Genomic DNA, 15,487 nt, shown 5'->3' with positions numbered 1-15,487 from the left:
TTTTAAGCTTCGAGAATTTGGTTGAGATTTATTTGATGTTTGAAGAATTCACTAAATTCAGTATTATGATCTGAGCAAATGACAAAATTTCTCGTTTTTAGAATAGGAAAAATCGTTTTAAATACCTCTTGTTTTATTTCGTGGTTTATATGAGAAGTAACCTCATCTAAGAGCAAAATTTTTTGAGAAAATTTAAGTAAATTTAGAAGATTAATAAATTGTCTTTGCCCATCACTTAATTTATATGTGGCAGGATTTTGACCATAAGAAATTCCTATTTTGTCAATTAGTACATGAATTTTTTCTATTTGATCACTATTGACATATTGAACTAATTCAGCTCAATTGAATTCTTTCGATTCAGTTTGAGAATTTTGATAGATAATTAATTGGTTAAAGCATTTTTCAGAAATGTCTGAGATAGCTATCTTATTAAAGAAGACAGAATTTAATGCATTTGGCAGCTTTGATGAGATTAATTTGTAGAGAGTACTTTTTCCTATTCCTGAGGAACCCATAAGGAAAGTGTCAGGATAAATTTCTAGATTTAAATTATGGAATATTGTTTTAACACCATTGTGGTAATTTAACTCCTTTAACGCAATGACGGCAGGGAGAGAAATATTCATCTTATTCTTTTCAGTAATGTTGTCATTAAATAAGAAGTGTTTAAATTGCTTGAGAGATTCCATGCATTTTTCTCAGTGAATTCCTGTGGAAATAATTTTGTCTAGATGTATATTTAATTGAGAATAAATCATTCCCGCAAGGACCATATTGGAAAGGCTGATATCATTTCGAAAATATAGATAACAACTGATAATGTATATTGCAATATTTATTGCATGTGTAATAAAAAAATTGAGTTTTGAAAACAAAATCTTTTTGTAATTACACTCTTTTTCTGTAAGTTGATATGCAGTAATTTCATTTTTGATTGACTTATTTAAAAATAGGAATTTATGTAGATTTCACTCTTTCTTCAAAAAATTATTGAGTGCAAATAGTATTTTTTGAACATTTATGCTATTTTGAAGAGTTTGGCTAAATTGAATGGAATCTCACTTTTTTATGAATTGGTAATTTGCAAATTTAAGAGCAAACATAACTAGAATTATTACTAAAAATCAAGGTTGCAAATAGACTAAGTAGAGAGTTAATGTGGCTGAAATTAATATTCCCGAAATGAAAGAACTTAGAAGTTCTCCATAAAACAAGGAAATATTTTGAATATGTTGATGAAGTAAAAGAAGTTGATTTTTACCTATCTTAGAGAAAAAATAATTCTTTTTGTTTTCTAATTTTTCAAAAAATAGTGAATAGAGGTTTTTTAAGTATCATTGTTTATCTTGTAGGTAAAAAATATCTTTAATATACTCACCCAGAGACCAGATACAAATTAAGAAAAGTGAGAGGAAAATAAAAGCAGAAATATTGCCTCAGTGATGGCTTTGAATTACGTCTTCAAAAATTAATTTGTGAATAGCAAAGCTGAGAATTATAAATACAAAAATTAAGAGAGAAATCCCTGTAGTTTTTCATAATTTATGAATTTGTAATATTGAAATTTCCGACTCTGAATAGTTAATGAGAGGCGCAGGACTATTTGTGTCGATTTTTTGAATTAATAGGATTTTTTCTGCAAAAATTGGAGCCAATTGTTGGAAATTCATATGAATTTTTCCCATGGTTGAGTCATAAAGTATGAGAGCTTTGCCCCTTTTTTTAGCTATTGCAAAATGTTCTGAATGGTTTCGGTAGAGTAAAATCACAAAAAATTCTTGAATATCGGATTTTTGTAATTCTTGTAAAGAGACTCTATAGGATTCTAGATGAATTCCATATTTTTTATTAATTTCCTCCAATTCAAAAATTGAAAGTCCTTGAGCAGAAATATTTAACTGATCAAAAATTTCAGTTCTGCTAATATTTTTTCCTAAAAAATGGTTTATCAAGGATCTGGTCACTGACACTCCACAATCGTATTCACTCTCTTGGTAATAGATTCTCATATGAAACGAATATTCCCTCATTTTGTTAATGAGGGAAAAAGGTAATTTTGTAATATAAAAAGCCAGTTATGTTAAAATAAACTTGTATTTTTTCTTTAGACTAATTTAGGTTATTATGAGTTGTTGCGATTGCAAGAAAACTTCTTCTGATTGTTCCTGTTCTACTTGTTCTTTACAGCACCATCACTGTTGCCATTGCATCCATCACTGCTGTCGTCACAACAGCTGCTGTCACGAATGTCATCATTCCTGCTCTAACTTAAAAGAAGAGTAACTCTTCTTTAAATTTTCCAGGGACTTAGTCCCTGGTTTTCTTTTGTATCTATATCATTTTTTGGTTTACAATTTAGCCAGAATGACTAAGTATTTTATTGATGACCCTAGTTTTGCGAAGATGAAACCTTTTAAAAATCCTAACTGTGAGGATGAGATGAAGATAATCGTTAAAAGTAATTCCATGAGGGTAGAAGGCATTAAAGTCCAATGTAAAGGATGTGCACTTATGAAGGCATCAATTAATGCAGTTTGTCTAGAGATTGAAGATAAGCCACTTCGTCAGGCGATTTCTATTATCAACAATTATTTGGATATGCTGAATGGATTACAGTATCATGAAATCTTATTAAGTGAAAATTTAAGGATTATGAATCTTTTTCAGGATTCAGCGCATAGAATGGAGTGCATCTTGTTGGGGGCGGAAAGTATGAAAAAAGTATTAACCCATGGAGGTTCTTAAGTATTAGACTAACTCCTTTCTAGGGAATTTCAAAGAGGAGCCTTTTATTAGGCTCCCACATTTCTCTTAGAAAGGAAAGGAAGTATCTAGTAGGAGTAGTACAAGAAACGATTGATAATGGAGCTAACATCTTTATGATTTTTACAGGCCCACCACAAAATTTGAAGCGAATTCCAATTCCTGAAATGTTTTTGTCAGAAGCTCTGTCATTAGCCAGAGATAATAAAGTTGACTTTGAAAAATCAGTAGTCCACGCACCCTATATTTTCAACTTAGCTCAGGAGGATCGTGATGGATTTATCCAAAATTTACTAGTTAATGAAATTACAAGAATGCATAAGATGGGAATCAAAAATTTTGTGGTTCATCCCGGCTATTATACTGGAAGGACTTTAGAGGAGGGATTGCATTGTGCAGCAAACAATATTAGGTCTGTGTTGAATGAAACTAAATCAATAAACTATTGGTTTTGCATTGAAACTATGGCTGGCAAATCAAATCAATTGGGAAAAAATATAGGAGAGATACAAAAAATATTCGAGCTTTGCGATTGAGATTCCAAATTGGGAGTATGTTTAGATACCTGCCATTTGCACGATAGTGGTTATGATTTGTCCAAAATTGAGGAGTTTAAGGGAGAAATAGATAAAAGTCTAGGGTTAAATAGGGTGAGGGTAATTCATCTAGGGGATTCTATGAACCCACAAGGTAGCAAAAAGGATAGGCATGCAAACTATGGATACGGAAATATTGGATGAGATACAATTTGCTCTTGAGCATATGACCCACACTTTTCCAATCTATCTATAATTGTTGAAACACCATTCTGAAGAAAAAAAGTTACTAATTCCAGGGGAGAGGAAAAGATTCAGTTAGTGTCTCCCTATAAGCATGAAATCAAATTATTGAGACAACGCAAATGAGAGGCCATTCCTCACTCGGAATGCATTCCAATATTTAATATCAGAGATGGAAAAGAAAAGGTGTCTTAGCCAAGATGGTAAGGCATGGAGCTGCAACCTCCACATACATCAGTTCGAATCTGATAGACACCTCCAAATTTCTCCTAATAGCTCAATGGATAGAGCACTAGCTTGCGGTGCTAGAGGTTATAAGTTCGACTCTTATTTAGGAGGCCATTTTCGGGACATAGCTCAGTTTGATCAGAGTGCCTGGTTTGGGACCAGGAGGTCGCAGGTTTAAATCCTGTTGTCCCGACCATTGTTTTAGGCAGGATATCTCAGTTGGTTAGAGGGATCGGTTCATATCCGATAGGTCGTGGGTTCGAGCCCCACTCCTGCTACCAAAGGGAAGCTTACCCAAGTGGTTGAAGGGATCAGTCTTGAAAACTGAGAGGCGTCGAAGAGTCGCGCAGGGGTTCGAATCCCTTAGCTTCCGCCATTAAATTTATTAAGCTTTAAGGAAGGGGTTGTTGGTAATCCCGCATTTTGTTTAAATGAGGGATGCCGCTCCGATTTGTTGATCGCGGGATGGAGCAGTTTGGTTAGCTCGTCAGGCTCATAATCTGAAGGTCGTAGGTTCAAATCCTACTCCCGCTACCATTTGGGCTCTTGGTGTAGTGATCTAACATACCACACTGTCACTGTGGAGATCGCGGGTTTGAATCCCGTAGGGCCCGCCATATAAATTTTGGGGCTTCGTAGCTCAGTCGGTAGAGCAACGGTCTGAAGCACCGTGTGTCGGCAGTTCGATTCTGCCCGAAGCCACCAAAAAGAAAATATTTCTCGATATTTTAGTTTGCATGTGATAAATATATAATTAAACAGCAAAAAATAAAATTCTTTAGAGCTAAATAAGGGGAATAATTTGTGGCAGTTAGAGTGCCTATTTTGTTCAAGTGTATGGGGTGTAAATTTCAAAATTATTTGAGTCAACGGAAAATAGATAAAACAATCACTAACAAGAAGTTAGAGTTGAAAAAATTTTGTAAGAACTGTAGAAAACACGTTACACATATAGAACAGAAGGTAGACTAGATACTAGAAGATGATTAAGCTTTTCCTAGATTCTGCCATTTTCATTAAAGTTTTTGGAGCATCATTTACTGCATTGGCAGCCATGACAACCGGGGCTTTTTATTACGTTGGATCTAAAACTAGCAGACAATATGAAGAGGCAATGTCTGAGTTGGATAAAAAGAAGGAAATTGTTTTAGCTAAACAAAGACAAGTAGAAAAATTGAGAATGATTACGATTCCATAATTTTTAGTAAACTGAAATCTCACTAGAAGTTGCTATTTATCTTACCTCTTTTGTTCTTTTACTTCTAGGGTTACTACTCTCTTCCTCCGGTTCAACCGGAGGATTTTCAGTCCTCTCAGGTTATGATATTGAGCTATTTAAGAAAACCAAGGATTATGGCATTATTAAGATACTGAAGTTATGTATGTTTTTAGGAACTTTGATTCTTTTTTCACTGTGTATTGCACTTTTGAGAAAAAATCAACATGGCTAACCATTTTTTAGGTAATTGATTTTTGATTGGATAATAAGCCCAATTATAGACGTGTAAAGGTAAATAGATTTAGCGGTTCGGGGTTCATCCCCCGAATCAAGCTAAATATATCACCTACCAATTTAAAGGGCGCGTTGAATAATGATTTAGTATCCTTTAGGGTTTTTAAGGGAATTTCCAATTGTTCTACTGAAAAATTAGAGGGTGAGGTAGTCAAAGTTATTGAAAGATTTAAGACTAGGTTTGTTGCGGAAATTATTAAATTTTCGAGAAAAAAATTAGAGGTATTCTTTGATGATCCGCAACTATCAGGCTTGCGGGAGGTCTGAGGTTACTTTCAGGAAGTGCAAGTAGGTGATAAGGTGGTTATTCAATTGCATCAGTTTCCTCCAGCAAGAATGGAGGGGGAAGTCTTAAAAACTTTAGGACATTCCTCTTCTGGTAAAGTAGATTTTTTTTCTTTGATAGCTGATTTGCAGCTTCCTGGCCGATTTGATGATGACAAATTTCAGACAGAAATTAATAAACTACAGGAAATGAGAGAGTCTATTCTGGCTAAAAATGTTTCCCTTTATAAAAATCTGGAGGGCAAGTGTTTCTTTACTGTAGATGGAATAAATGCAAAAGATTTTGATGATGCCATTTGCGCAGAACGATCAGAAAATGCTTTTAAATTGTATGTGGCCATAGCTGATGTATGAGGATATTTAAGTTTATGTCCTTTTATTTTCGAAGAAGCAAAAAGGAGAGGTACTTCCATTTATTTAGTAGATAAGGTAATTCCCATGTTACCACCCATCCTATCAGAAGATTTATGTTCACTGAAGGAGGGAGAGAAGAGGCATACAATTTGTCTTTTTATAGAAGTAGATTTAACGGGAAAAATTAAGGAGGAAACTCTGCAAATTTTTCCAGCAACTATTATTTCTCAAAAACGTTTTAACTATCAAGAGGTAAATGAATTTTTAAATAAATATGGCACAGAAGGAGTAAATAATATTTATGGAGCTGAAATAGAAAAATCAGTAATTTCCGCCTATCATGTTATGAAATTAATACAAAAACAGAGAAGAAACGAAGGATATCAATCATTAAAAATTTTTCAAGACAAATTCGAGTTAGAGTTGAATGAAAAAGGAGAATTAACTTCGCTGTGCAAAAATGAATTGGGAGGCACAGAGGCACAACAATTGGTAGAAACTTGCATGATTTTAGCTAATCAATTGGTAGCGAGATTTTTAGCAAGAGAAGATATTGAAACTTTATATAGAACTCATAGAAAACCAGAAATAGATAGATTGAAAAATTTTGTGGAAGAAGTTAGGGAGTTAGGGTGCGACTTTACTGTACCACAGAGGGACAATATTGGAGTGGAAGTAAATATATTGAATGGATGACTTTTCGAGGCGAAAAACTCTATCCACTACAAGATTATTCAACATAACTTATTGCAAGCGCTTCCAAAAGCAGAATATAGATCAGATAACATAGGACATTTTGGAATTAATACAGACTATTACGTTCATTTCACTTCTCCAATTCGGAGATTACCCGACCTATTAATTCATAAATCTCTATGATTGTGTGTTTTTCTGAGAGAAACAACTCTCCATCATGAAATAATTAATAGTGCTCTAGAACTCAGGGAAATGGCTTATTTAGCTAATATAACTGAACAGAGAAGCGTACTAGCAGAAAAGCGGTTTGTGTCTAGAAAAATATATAAGTATCTTGTTGCAGAAAAAATAAAAAAAGAAATTGATGGGGTGGTTATGTCCCGCTTTCCCTGGGGCTATATGGTATTAATTGATCAGATATATGATGGATTTGTGAGAACTAAAGAATGACGAGCCTTAGGTCAAGTGGTTAAACTGCGTAAAGTGGACTATTCTTGAGATGAATTTGTCGAATGTTAGAGTGCCAGAATGATTTATCCAGGGGAATAAACGAAAACTCTATAAATATTCGATTCATCATAGTTATGTAGCAGGACTTGCACTTCCACCTTTAGCGGCGGGAAAAATATTGAAAAAATCTTTGAGCCTAAATAATGGCTATGTAAATAGTACAGATCAAGAGCTGTTTTTAAATAATTTTTTAGATAAGAAATTGAAATTACTTTTAAATAGGAGAGAAATTAATCAAATTATTGAGTTATCTAAAAGAGAAAAATATGTGATTTTGCCAGGAAATGTATTTTTAAAAAATAGGAGAATTAAGGTAGAAATTCATCTGTGTAAATATAACAAGAATTCAGACAAAGAGAAGCAAAAATATAGGAGAAGTAAGGAAAAGCGAAAAGCTTGCAATGAAGACTTTTCATAAATTAACTTATTTAGATAATGCCGCAACTTCACTAAAAACGAATGGATATATTGAAGCATTATGTAAAAGTTATGCAGTTGGAGAGTGATTATCCACTCGCGAGGAAATTCTTAATACCCTTTTAAAGGAATTAAGTGAATTTTTATCTGTACCACCGAAGAATATATCACTAGTCCCTTCTGCCACTTATGGAATTAATGAAATATGAGAGTATATATTTAAAAAACATAAAAAATCTAACTTACGGGTGCAGCTTTGCGAAGAGGAGCACATTTCCAATTGTTCAAGTCTGAAATTTCTACAAACAGAATTTATTAATCATTTTGTAGAAATCAACTATTATTCTGCTCGGAATATTCATACCTTTAAATTTCAAGACAATGACGTTCTTTTAATTTCCTTGATAGATAACCTAGGCATTCACAGCGCTTTACAATCAGAGATTAGTGCTTTAAGGATTAAATATCCTCAGTTGACCATTATTGGAGACTTAACTCAATATCTGCCCCTCTGAGAGCAAAAAGATCGGGTGATATCGATGTTTGATTTTTGTTATTTTTCGGCGCATAAATGTTATGGACCTTTCGGTTTAGGGGTAGTTCTATCTAAAGACAGAGATTTCACCCAAAACATTTGCAATAGAACAGGGCATTCCTTAGATTGAAGATCTCTTTATCTGTATATTTACGTTCTACTAGAACAAAAACATTGAAATCTAAGAACTAAGAAAGACAGAGAAAATGAATTGAGAGCTTATTGAATAAAAAATTTTCCAAAGCATCCAAAATTAAGCTACTCTCATTCTCCTAAATCACTCATTTTTTTAGTAGGATTTGATTCAGAATATTTACATGATTTTCTATACTTTCTTGAAAGCCGAAATATTGTTTTTAGAGCATATGATTTATGTAATGTAAGTTCAACAATTTTGAAGAGACAGATTAGATTTTCATTTTCCTTTTTGAATGATGTAGCAGATATGGAGCATCTTTTTAATACCTTTCAACAATTTTTTGAGTTAAAATTAGACTAGCGTTATGGAGTTTTACAGAGTTGCTATTAATGGATTTGGAAGAATAGGTAGGTTATTATTTAGAAATTTGTTATCCTCACCTAGCGTTAATGTAGTAGCAGTTAATGATATTGTTGATGCATCGGTTTTAGCTCATTTATTAAAGTATGACAGCTCTCAAGGAGTGTTGAAAGATTGAGAGGTTAAAAGTGATGCAGAAAACATTTACTTAACTCACATTGATAGCGGAAAACAAAAAACAGTGAAGGTCTTTAATTTCTTGAAAGAAAAGAGCTACCACTGGGGAGAGTTAGAAGTTGATTGCGTGGTGGAATGTTCGGGACGTTTATTAACTAAAGATGCAGTGCAATGCCACTTGGATGCAGGAGCTGAGAAAGTATTAATCTCAGCTCCTGCAAAAGATGATGCTATAAAAACTATTGTTTTTAACGTAAATCATAATTCGATTAGCACTTCTGATACGGTAATTTCTGGAGCTTCTTGCACTACCAATGCATTGGCTCCTGTTGTTAAAGTGTTGCATAGAAAATTTGGAGTGCAGTCTGGATTTATGACTACCATTCACGCCTTTACTTCAGACCAGAGACTACAAGATGCGCCTCATGCAGATTTAAGAAGAACTCGAGCAGCTGCCAATTCGATTATTCCAACTACCACCGGAGCAGCTGCCGCTATAGGTAAAGTGATTCCTGACTTGAAAGGTAAGCTAGATGGAATTGCTCATAGAGTTCCAGTTTTGACAGGCTCATTAGTAGACTTGGTGGTACGTTTAGGTAAAAATGTTACAGCAGAGGAGGTCAACGCTGCTCTAGAATCGGCTCAGAATGAAACCATGTTATATTTGAAAGATCCAATAGTGTCTTCAGATATTGTCGGAAGCACTTATGGGTCTATTTTTGACTCCCTCTTAACTAAAGTGTTACCTACCGGAGAAGTGAAATTATATGCATGATATGATAATGAGTCTTCTTATGTTAGCCAATTGTCTAGAACACTCCACTACTACATCTCTTTGTAGTTTTTATCTAATCTCCTCGTGAGGTACAATAAGGTCACTTTACGTGATCTTGAGCCTTCAGGAAAGACAGTTGTACTTAGATTGGACCTAAATGTGCCTGTTAAAGATGGTCAGGTGATGAACAAAACTAGAATATTGGGATCTATCGAGACTATTCAATATTTACTGGATAGAGAATGTAAGGTAGTGATATTGAGTCATTTTGATCGAATTAAGAATTATGATGAAATTGCTGACGGCTCTAAAAGTTTATTGCCTGTTGCCCAAGAAATTCAAAAAATATTTTTCAATAAGAAGGTACTTTTTATCAACACCACTTCCTTTGAAAATGTGAAAGGAACTATTAAAAATAACCCTAAAGTGGATATTTTTGTATTGGAAAATACAAGATACTATGATATAGATCCTCAAAGCAAGCAAAATGTCAAGTGAGAGAGTGGAAATAATCCAGCTCTAGCACAATTTTATTCTGAAATTGGAGATATTTTTGTGAATGACGCTTTCGGCACTTCTCACAGAGCTCATGCTTCAAATGTGGGGGTAGCAGAGAGAAGCCAGCAAAGCGCTGTAGGTTTTCTTATTGAAAAGGAATTAAAAGCCCTTAATTTTGTATTAGATGCTCCCCCAGACGGTAAAGTGATGATTTTGGGAGGTAGTAAGGTTTCAGATAAATTAAAGCTCATTAAAGAGATTGTTAATCATGTTAGTACATTAATAATTGGGGGAGGAATGGCTTACACATTTTTAAAAGCTCAGGGAAAATCTATAGGTAAATCTTTAGTCGAAGATGATTATTTAGATGAATGTTCTAAGTTATTAAAAAATTACTCTGGTAAAATAGTTCTTCCCATTGATCATGTAGTGTCTGACTCTTTTGCAGATATTCCTGGACGTATTATTGAAGACAATTCCGATCATTGGGGAGTTGGGATGGCATTAGATATAGGTCCTAAAACTATTGAAAAGTTTTCCAAGATACTTGAAGGCGCTAAGATTGTGATCTGGAACGGACCTCTAGGGGTATTTGAAATGTCCAATTATTCAAAAGGCACTTTTGAAATTCTTAAAAAGTTATCTGATTTAACTGCTAGTAAAGGGGTTTATTCTCTTATCGGTGGAGGAGATTCTGTGGCAGCTGCAGAAAAAAAGGGAATAGCGGATAAATTTAGTTTTGTGTCAACGGGTGGTGGAGCTACTTTAACATTTCTAGAACGAAGTAGTATGCCGGGAATAGAGGCCATTCAAAACAAATAGTAGATTTAGTAGTTACTCCACCCTAGGTGGAGTAACTTTTTATCGCATGTGAAAGAAGTTAAAGTCACAGTCTTTTCCATTTTTAAAAGATTTGGAGGAAAATTTGTAAACAAGTCTCCAGAAACTTGTAGTAGAGTAATTAAGGAGTCTGCTTTAAGCAGACTAGGAATGGAGTTAAGTGGCGCCTTTCCAAATCAAAGCATTAATTCTGCAGTCGTTTGGGGCGAGCGAGAGTGTCAATTCTTTCACTTTTTAGATGAAAAAAAAAAACGGACTTCTATAAAAAACATTGTCCTCAAAAACCCGCCATTATTCTTATTAAGTAAAAACTTTACTGAAACAGATTTATTAATTAGTTTGAACAAAGAATTTAATAACAATCAATCAGCCATTATTCAATTTGACTATTCTACTCAAGATATCTTTTCCTCCGTAGGAGCGTGACTTTCTAAAACATTAGCCTCTTGAACTACCATTCATGGTTCTGTGGTCAGCATTTTTGGAGAGGGAGTGCTTCTTATTGGCGAACCAGGAATAGGTAAAACTGAGGTTATTTTAGATTTATTAAGTTTGAATCATCTGTTTTTGGGAGATGATGCTATCAACATTACTAGACTGGGTAATGCAGTTATAGCTAGAGCCAACACACATACAAGCGAGTTTATTCAAATTCGAGGAATAGGAATTATAAATATTAAGGAAGCAATTGGAAGATCCAAAATAATTGACGAGACAAAAATTCACATAATAATTGAATTGAAACATCATAAAAACTTTAAGCCAGAAGAGCCTTTAGAAAATTGAGGAGAAGATATTAGATATAAAGAATTATTGAGTATACAAATACCCTATTACATTTTGCCTGTTCAGGCGGGTCGAAATATTAGCGAATTAATACAAGCTTGCGTGAATGACCATAAGTTAAAAAAAGCAGGTTACAATTCAGCAGTAGCTTTTGATAAAAAAGTTAAAGCAAGTCTACAAAAACCCTCCTAAAGGTTCGTTAATCTATCTCTAAACCCCCATAACGGGGGTTTAGAGAATTGCAGCGCTTAAGAGCTAAATTTTTAGTAAGTCGTCGGAAAAAATATTATTTACTAATTGAGTTGTTATGTCAGAAATATTAAAAGGCTCTATTTCTTGGATTTTCTCACCAAAAGAAATAAATTTGATTGGCATTGGAAATTTAGGCTTTAGATTATAGATCGCCCCTCCTCGTGTAGTACTATCCATTTTTGTTAAGACTAGGCTTGTAATAGGAATAGCATCTAGCATTTTCTCCATTTCTGCGTGAGAGTAAATACCTAATGTAGAGTCGACAATTAAGAATATTTCCTCAGGAGAACGACCTAAAAATTTGAGCATTACATTAAATTGTTTTTTAATTTCGGCCAGTAGATTTTGATTATTATATTGTCTACCAGCACTGTCAAAAATGATTAAATCATAATCATTCTGCTCCCTCAAAGTTCTATAAATTAAGGATCCCGCAGTTTCAGCTGCTCGAGGGAGAATTATTTCAACATTAAGTTGTTGAGCCAATTCCTCTAATTGCTTGACAGCTCCCGCCCTAAAGGTGTCACTAGCTACCAAGAGTATTTTTTTGTTATGACATTGATTCATCTTTAGGTAGTATGTTAACTTGGCAATAAAACTAGTCTTTCCTACTCCATTGGAGCCTACCACAAAAAAAACATTTTTGATTCCTGGCAGCCAATTAATTAAATCTATCAATTTATCAGAATTATTTTTTTTATAAGGGGTATGTTCTAAATAGTGTTTTTTCAAGGTATCAGATAATTTTTCCTTCACTAAAGAGGCAGTTAAGGAGGAGAAGTCTGCGAGAGATTTAACAGTTGACTCGGAGATAGATTTAGCCAATTCTAGATTAAAGTCAATTTGCACCAACAAGTCTTTTATATTGTTTTTTAAAGTTTCAGGATTTCATTGTTTAGCGGAAGAGGTAAGTAATTGAGCTAAATAGTGAAATGCACTCGTAGATTTGACTTTTTTGGCCAAATTTCGAAACAACGACATACTCCAAATTTATTTTCATAAATTAAGAATATTTTTCAAATAAGTTAGTAATTGGGGGTAAAGAAATATTGGAAAAATTTTGGATGGAATTCCAATAATCTAGATTAATTACACTATCTATACTATTTTTGATTGACAGAGATTGTTTTAATATTTGTCATTTAGCATTGCCAAAAATAGGAGACAAAAGATATGCTGATAAAGCTAATTGCCTGTAAAGATAAACATTTAATTCTTTATAATCTCCAGATTCTACAGATAATTTTCAAGGCTCTATTTTTTCAACCATTTTATTGGCTTTTTCCAAAAGATTCACTATTTCGTGAATAATGGAAGTAATCTTTAATTCAGTGACCCAAGTTTCTAAATTATTAAGTAATATAGTACCTTTTTGTCACTCTTCTTTAATTTCTACATGTTTTATTTCACCATTTATAAAACTTGTAGAATTTTCATTTTTAGCTAAAATTCCCTTCAAACGATTTATTAAATTACCTAATAAATTCACTACATACTTATTAAATAATTGCTTTACCAACTTAATATCAAAAGGATGGTCGTCAGTTCAATTTAAAAAGCTGAAAAATCATTTAATGCTTTCTAAATGAAGAGTGTTCAAAATTTCTGTTAAGGGCATTATTGGATTAGTTTTCATTTCAGATTTAGAGATTTTACGATCATGATTCAAGAGTCATCCATGCACTAGCAATTTTTCCGGAAGCTTTAAATTTTGACTTTTTAATATCACAGGAAGGTAAATAGAGTGAAATCTGACTATCTCTTTTCCCAAAACTTGAATAATCTTAGTTTTAGAATTTACTTCCCACATCTTCCGAATTGCTGAATTGCTGAAATAGCAAATTAACGCTTCAAATCAAACATATATAGTGAAAGCTTCATCTTTAAGTTTTATTCCCCATTGTAGGTTTTTTCTGGTGATGGATAAATCTTCCAATTTGTTTAAAAAATTTTGAGTTAAATTTTTTAGGTAATATTCAGGGATAATGATTTCAGCAGAGTTGTAGTGTTTAGTTAATCATGTTGTCGCATCTTGTAACTTTAGAAAATAAGCGCTTTCAGTTCGACTTTGAAGCTTATGCCCCATTTCACAAACCTGGCTATGGGAGTAATATTGTTCAGAATAGTTAGTTTCACAAGAGACGCAATTATATCCCTTTCAATTAGATAAATATATTTTTCCAGCATCCATTAAAGACTCAAATACAGATAATACTAGTTGCTGATGCTCAGAGTCAGTGGTTCTTACAAATGCATCTGGACTAATATCCAATCGCTCTCATAGTTTTCTAAATTTTGCACTTGTTTTAGAAACAAATTCATCAGGACTCATATGTAATTCATCAGCCCTTTTTGAGATTTTTTCACCATGTTCATCTACTCCGCAGAGTAGATAAGCTTTTTTACCTATTAAGGCATAGTATTTTTTAATTAAATCACCAATTATTAAAGTGTAGGCATGCCCTATATGCGGATCACCAGAGGAATAAAAAAGGGGTGTAGTGACTAAAACATCGTAGAGCAAACAGCTCTACTTAGTAGAATTCAACACCTTGGTTTGAATTTCTTCCATATCCTCTTTGCATTCTTCACTTAATAGTTTCTCCTTAACATTCATAAGGCCTTGCCCTAAATTTTTATTTTTGTAGTAAAATCACACGCCTCGCTTTTCAATTAATTTTTCCTCTATAGCTGCATTAATTAATTCACAAATTTTGTCGAACCCAGACTCAAAATAAAGCCTCAAAGAAACTTGAGTCATAGGATTATTAAATTTATTTTTTATGATTGTAATTTTTGTAAGGAAGCCGATAATTTTATCATTCTGTTTGATGGATTCTTGCCTTTTGACTTCAACTCTAATGCTTGCAGCATATTTTAGAGCTCTACCTCCAGAAGTGGTGGTTGTAGGTACATAAGTTTGTCGAATTTGTTCACGAACTTGATTTATAAAAATTATTGCAGTATTAGATTTAATTAAGTGAGATTGCAAAATTCTCAATCCCTTACTCATCATGCGCGCTTGCATTCCCATTCCCTGATCGTGAATCGAAGCATCTAATTCAGCTTCAGGCACCATGGCGGCCACAGAGTCAACTACAATCAAGTCTGTTTCATGACTCTGTATTAGGGAATTAATTATCTCAAAGGTTTCCTCGCCACTGGAGGGAGTACTAATATATAGTTGATCAGTTTTTACACCTATTTTTTCAGCTCAAGGTATATTTAAAGTATTTTCTAAATCAATATAGACGCAAGTTTTCCCCTGCATTTGAGCTTCTGCGATCGCATGTAAAGCTAGTGTCGATTTACCCGATGAGTCAGTTCCGAAAATTTCAATAATCTTCCCAGAAGGTCATCCTCCAGTACCTAAAGATTTATCTAATGCATAAGATCCTGTTGGAATATGAAAAGCATTGCTCCCCCTTGCAGTTTCTATTCGTTGCAGTTGGGTTTTATCTGTCCAGAGTTGCACCCCCATAGAAGTTAGTTTTTCCAAAAAGTTTTTAGTTTTACCATTGTTCGCTGTTTCTTTCATCGTTTAGTTAGTTCATTATGTTAATGTCATGCTTTAGTT

The 15,487-nt window shown here is 33.6% G+C and carries 14 protein-coding genes and 8 tRNA genes; 18 read left to right on the top strand and 4 right to left on the bottom strand.

All coding sequences use genetic code 4. The features are described 5' to 3' along the window. Positions 1–2: 2 nt before the first annotated feature. Positions 3–2,012 (bottom strand): cysteine peptidase family C39 domain-containing protein, encoded by a 2,010-nt coding sequence (locus tag MHM_RS02665; RefSeq protein ID WP_015511902.1) that lies wholly within the window; start codon positions 2,010–2,012, stop codon positions 3–5. A 355-nt stretch (positions 2,013–2,367) separates the two neighbouring features. Between MHM_RS02665 and MHM_RS02660 the strand changes: the two genes are divergently transcribed. The 18 genes from MHM_RS02660 to hprK all read left to right on the top strand — a co-directional run bounded on the left by MHM_RS02660 (position 2,368) and on the right by hprK (position 11,850). Continuing rightward, positions 2,368–2,748 carry an iron-sulfur cluster scaffold-like protein gene (locus MHM_RS02660; protein ID WP_043902164.1) on the top strand — a complete coding sequence of 127 codons (381 nt, stop codon included), beginning with the start codon at positions 2,368–2,370 and terminating at the stop codon, positions 2,746–2,748. Positions 2,749–2,774: 26 nt separating this feature from the next. Beyond that, complete coding sequence (locus tag MHM_RS02875; RefSeq protein ID WP_015511900.1) at positions 2,775–3,740, top strand: deoxyribonuclease IV; 966 nt, start codon at positions 2,775–2,777, stop codon at positions 3,738–3,740. Next, positions 3,731–3,806 (top strand) — tRNA-Cys (locus MHM_RS02655). Before MHM_RS02875 ends, MHM_RS02655 begins: the two co-directional genes overlap by 10 nt. A gap of 5 nt (positions 3,807–3,811) precedes the next feature. Further along, positions 3,812–3,887, top strand: a tRNA-Arg gene (locus MHM_RS02650). A gap of 4 nt (positions 3,888–3,891) precedes the next feature. Next, positions 3,892–3,969 (top strand) — tRNA-Pro (locus MHM_RS02645). A gap of 8 nt (positions 3,970–3,977) precedes the next feature. Next, positions 3,978–4,054, top strand: a tRNA-Met gene (locus MHM_RS02640). Positions 4,055–4,057: 3 nt separating this feature from the next. Next, positions 4,058–4,149 (top strand) — tRNA-Ser (locus MHM_RS02635). Positions 4,150–4,232: 83 nt separating this feature from the next. Beyond that, positions 4,233–4,310 (top strand) — tRNA-Met (locus MHM_RS02630). Between the two features lie 3 nt (positions 4,311–4,313). After that, positions 4,314–4,390: transfer RNA gene (locus tag MHM_RS02625), tRNA-Asp, on the top strand. 12 nt (positions 4,391–4,402) lie between these two features. Then, a tRNA-Phe gene (locus MHM_RS02620) sits at positions 4,403–4,478 on the top strand. Between the two features lie 111 nt (positions 4,479–4,589). After that, complete coding sequence (gene rpmG, locus MHM_RS02615) at positions 4,590–4,745, top strand: 50S ribosomal protein L33 (protein ID WP_245529197.1); 156 nt, start codon at positions 4,590–4,592, stop codon at positions 4,743–4,745. 10 nt (positions 4,746–4,755) lie between these two features. Next, a complete protein-coding gene (locus MHM_RS02610; RefSeq protein WP_015511898.1) occupies positions 4,756–4,971 on the top strand; it encodes a hypothetical protein in 216 nt (71 codons plus the stop codon). Between the two features lie 387 nt (positions 4,972–5,358). Next, on the top strand, positions 5,359–7,140 hold the full coding sequence (locus MHM_RS02605) for an RNB domain-containing ribonuclease (protein ID WP_052306555.1): 1,782 nt from the start codon (positions 5,359–5,361) through the stop codon (positions 7,138–7,140). A 1-nt stretch (position 7,141) separates the two neighbouring features. Further along, entirely contained in the window at positions 7,142–7,549 is a 408-nt protein-coding gene (locus tag MHM_RS02930) for an SsrA-binding protein (RefSeq protein WP_187286228.1), read from the top strand. Further along, entirely contained in the window at positions 7,533–8,582 is a 1,050-nt protein-coding gene (locus tag MHM_RS02595) for an aminotransferase class V-fold PLP-dependent enzyme (protein WP_015511894.1), read from the top strand. The genes MHM_RS02930 and MHM_RS02595 overlap by 17 nt, the downstream gene beginning before the upstream one ends. Before the next feature lie 4 nt (positions 8,583–8,586). Beyond that, positions 8,587–9,600 carry a type I glyceraldehyde-3-phosphate dehydrogenase gene (gene gap / locus MHM_RS02590; RefSeq protein WP_015511893.1) on the top strand — a complete coding sequence of 338 codons (1,014 nt, stop codon included), beginning with the start codon at positions 8,587–8,589 and terminating at the stop codon, positions 9,598–9,600. Between the two features lie 18 nt (positions 9,601–9,618). Next, positions 9,619–10,854 carry a phosphoglycerate kinase gene (locus tag MHM_RS02585; RefSeq protein ID WP_015511892.1) on the top strand — a complete coding sequence of 412 codons (1,236 nt, stop codon included), beginning with the start codon at positions 9,619–9,621 and terminating at the stop codon, positions 10,852–10,854. Positions 10,855–10,902: 48 nt separating this feature from the next. Further along, the gene (gene hprK, locus MHM_RS02580; RefSeq protein ID WP_015511891.1) at positions 10,903–11,850 is read left to right on the top strand and encodes an HPr(Ser) kinase/phosphatase; all 948 of its coding nucleotides are present in this window, start codon (positions 10,903–10,905) and stop codon (positions 11,848–11,850) included. 63 nt (positions 11,851–11,913) lie between these two features. On the opposite strand, the gene MHM_RS02575 is transcribed toward hprK, so the two are convergent. Genes MHM_RS02575 through recA form a run of 3 tightly spaced genes read right to left on the bottom strand, consistent with a single transcriptional unit; the run spans position 11,914 to position 15,448 of the window. Then, positions 11,914–12,891 (bottom strand): DNA/RNA helicase domain-containing protein, encoded by a 978-nt coding sequence (locus tag MHM_RS02575; protein ID WP_015511890.1) that lies wholly within the window; start codon positions 12,889–12,891, stop codon positions 11,914–11,916. A 22-nt stretch (positions 12,892–12,913) separates the two neighbouring features. Then, a complete protein-coding gene (metG, locus tag MHM_RS02570; protein ID WP_015511889.1) occupies positions 12,914–14,434 on the bottom strand; it encodes a methionine--tRNA ligase in 1,521 nt (506 codons plus the stop codon). A gap of 6 nt (positions 14,435–14,440) precedes the next feature. Then, entirely contained in the window at positions 14,441–15,448 is a 1,008-nt protein-coding gene (recA, locus tag MHM_RS02565; protein WP_015511888.1) for a recombinase RecA, read from the bottom strand. Positions 15,449–15,487: the final 39 nt, after the last annotated feature.

The organism is Candidatus Mycoplasma haematominutum 'Birmingham 1' (genome assembly GCF_000319365.1).
In the GTDB taxonomy this organism is placed as follows: domain Bacteria; phylum Bacillota_I; class Bacilli_A; order Mycoplasmatales; family Mycoplasmoidaceae; genus Eperythrozoon_A; species Eperythrozoon_A haematominutum.
Note: the sequence above shows the minus strand (reverse complement) of the source record. Positions and strands in the feature narration are given on the sequence as shown.